The following is a 2,990-nucleotide window of genomic DNA, read 5'->3' as shown; positions in this document are numbered from 1 at the left end:
CTGCAACGCCTGGACACCACCAGCGGCATCGTGCAGAACAACCAGGTCCGGGTCGTCACCCAACGCATCCCGCACAACGGTGGCGGTGCCGTGGGCCACCCGGTCGGGGCGGCTCACCCGGCAACTGGTGATCGTGCCGTACGCCCGGATCCAGAGCGTGCGGGTGGTCCAGGGGCCCATCCAGCGCCGTCTCGGGTTGGCGTCCTCCAGCATCCCCACACCGCCGGGTCGTACGCGGCCAGGTAGGCGTCCAACCGGTATCCGGGGTCGGCCAGGTCGGCGCAGCTCAGCGGCGTGCCGTCGGGCCCCTCGAAGCCGTCGATCGCGCCGTCGACGTAGATGAGCTTTCCGGTGGCGTCGGCGGCGTTGCCGGCGTTGTCGCCGCCCAGCGCGGCGACCAGTTCCGCCCGGCTGTGGACCACCCGGGTCCGCTCGGGAGTGGCCGCCGAGCCGCCGGTGGTGCCGGGGCCGTCGGCCGCCCAACCGTCGCGCTCGGGCAGTGTCTGCCGGCCGAGGTGGTCGGCCAACCAGGAGAGCCGGTCGGCGGACGGGACGTCCGGACGGGCAGCGGCGGCGGCCGGTGCGGCGCCGAGGAGAAGGGCGACAACCGTGGCGCCGCCGAGGAATCTGCGCATCGACTCACTCCGTTCGCTGATCATGGGACCTGTCGGTTGTTCGTCTGTCCCGCCAGCTCGGCGCGGTACGCGCCGGACGCCCACGGCACCCCCAGCTCGCTCGGCAGCGCCCCCCGCTCGGCCGCCCGGCGCAGCACGTCGACGACGCCCCGCAGGTGGCGGACCCGCTCCCCGCCCTCGCCGAGGGTGGTCACCAGCTCGCCGTCGAGCAGCCGGGGCTCCGGCGCGGGCCGCAACGCGTCCAGCAGCGCGGTGAACGGCGCGGTACGGGCCAGCGGCGCGATCAGTGGCACGCCCGACGGATCGGCCCGGTGGGCGAGCAGGTTCTCCAGCAGCCCCAGTCGCCCCGGCACCCGGCGGGTCACCACGTCCCCGGGCAGGCGCAGCCGGTCGGTCGGGTACTCCAGCACCGCCTGCCCCGTCGTACCGGTCACCACCACCTCGCCCGCCACGAACTCCTCGGCGGCCAGGGTCACCGCCACCAGCACCGGCGGCCCGGCGCGGAACCGGACCCGCAACACGGCGGTGTCCTCCACCTCGATCGGCCGGACCCGATACCGTTCCACCTCGATCGCGACCGGCCACGGCGTCGCCCCGGCGAGCGCCTCGGCGATCGCCAGGCACTGCATCACCGCGTGCGCGAGCGGGTTGACGAGCGCGCCGTCCAGCACCGGCCGGCCGTCCACGGCCCGTCGACCGGCCCAGGGGGAGCGGGCGTAGTAGGCGTCCGGCCGTTGCCAGGCGGCGACGGTGGAGATGCCGGTGACAGTGCCCAGCCGGCCGGCGGCCAGCGCGTCGGTCAGCGCGGTGAGGGCCGCCGAGCCGAGCGCCTGGAAGCCGACCTGGGCCACCCGACCGGCGGCGGTGAGGGCCCAGGTCAGCTCCTCGTGCTCGGCCAGCGACAGCACCGGCGGCTTCTCCAGCAGCAGATCCGCGCCGGTGGCCAGGGCGTCGCGGGCGATCGCCAGATGGGTGTGCGGAGGCGTGCAGATCACCACCACCTCCGGTCGGGTGGCGGCGAGCATCGCCCGGTGGTCGGTGAACACCGCCACCCCCGGCGGCACCGGGGCGGCCGGGTCGTCCTCCACCGGTCGGACGTCGACCAGGGCGACCAACCGCAACCGACCGGCGGCGTGCAGGGGCGCGATGACCCGCCGGTGCCAGCGACCGTGCCCGTTCGCCCCGATCACCGCCACCCGGGGCGGCGGGGTGGCCCCGCTCACCGCCGACCGGCCCGGGCGGACCGGCTCACCGCGCACCGGCCAGGGTGGCCTCGACGCCGTGCCGCTCCAACGCGGTCAGCCAGGCGATCACATCCGCGCGGACCTCGTCGTCCTCGGCCACCTCCATTGGGATGACGTCGCGTAGCGCGAAGACCGCGTCGACAGCGCCCGCCGGGCTCTGCGACCCGGCGTCCAGGGCGGCCCGGATCGGCCCCGCCAGTGGGTCCTGGAACGGCAACGGCCGGCCGTCGTCGGCGTACCCCAGCGCGAAGCGCAACCAGGACGCCACGACCAGCGCGCCCCAGCGCGCGGACCGGCCGGTCGCGCGCAGGTCGGCGATGGTGTGCAGGACGCGCTGCGGCAGCTTCTGCGAGCCGTCGATCGCCACCTGGAGGGTGCGGTGGTGGATCGCCGGGTTACCGAAACGGGCGAGGGCCTGCTCGCCGTAGTCGACCACCCGCACCCCGTCCGGCGGGGTGAAGCTGGCCGCCACGTCCTCGGCGATCAGCCGGCGCAGCACGTCACGCAGGTGCGGGATCTCCAGCGCGTCGGCGATGGTCTCCCGACCGGCCAACGCTCCGAGGTAGGCGATGGCGGAGTGCACCCCGTTGAGGGCGCGTAGCTTCAACCGCTCCCACGGGCCGGCGTCGTCGGTGAGCACCGCCCCGGCGAACTCCCAGCCGGGCCGACCGCCGGGGAAGTCGTCCTCGATCACCCACTGCGCGTACGGCTCGGCGGCCACGGCGGCCAGGTCGGTCACGCCGAGCGCCCGCCGGGCCGCCTCGATCGTCTCCGGGGTGCTGGCCGGCACGATCCGGTCCACCATGGTGCCCGGGCAGGTGACGTTGCCGGCCACCCACTCGACGAGCCCGGCGGGCACCCCGCCGGCCCGGCCGACCGCCTGGTCGAGCATGCCGCGCAGTCGACGACCGTTGGCCGGCAGGTTGTCGCAGCTCACCAGGGCCACCGGTCCGGCGTCCGCGGCGGCCCGGGCGGCCAGCCCGCGCAGCAGCAGCCCCGGCACCGTGGTCGGCGCTCGGCCGCCGGCCAGGTCACCTTCAGCACGCCGCCCTCGTCGTCGCTGAGCACCGCCCCGGCACCGACCTGGTTGGCCAGGTCGACCACGGTGTCC

At 75.8% G+C, this 2,990-nt stretch carries 2 protein-coding genes and 1 pseudogene; 1 reads left to right on the top strand and 2 read right to left on the bottom strand.

Translation table 11 applies throughout. The features are described 5' to 3' along the window. Positions 1-91: 91 nt before the first annotated feature. Positions 92-205: pseudogene (locus ABZ749_RS32880) on the top strand (PH domain-containing protein); the annotation flags it as partial. Positions 206-655: 450 nt separating this feature from the next. Here ABZ749_RS32880 and ABZ749_RS32875 read toward each other — a convergent pair. Both ABZ749_RS32875 and ABZ749_RS32870 read right to left on the bottom strand, forming a co-directional pair. After that, positions 656-1,894 carry a Gfo/Idh/MocA family oxidoreductase gene (locus tag ABZ749_RS32875; RefSeq protein ID WP_357234760.1) on the bottom strand — a complete coding sequence of 413 codons (1,239 nt, stop codon included), beginning with the start codon at positions 1,892-1,894 and terminating at the stop codon, positions 656-658. After that, complete coding sequence (locus tag ABZ749_RS32870) at positions 1,884-2,882, bottom strand: mannitol dehydrogenase family protein (protein ID WP_357234757.1); 999 nt, start codon at positions 2,880-2,882, stop codon at positions 1,884-1,886. The genes ABZ749_RS32875 and ABZ749_RS32870 overlap by 11 nt, the downstream gene beginning before the upstream one ends. Positions 2,883-2,990: the final 108 nt, after the last annotated feature.

The organism is Micromonospora sp. NPDC047753 (assembly GCF_040642735.1).
Classification (GTDB): Bacteria; Actinomycetota; Actinomycetes; order Mycobacteriales; family Micromonosporaceae; genus Micromonospora.
This window is presented reverse-complemented; position numbering and strand designations above follow the sequence as displayed.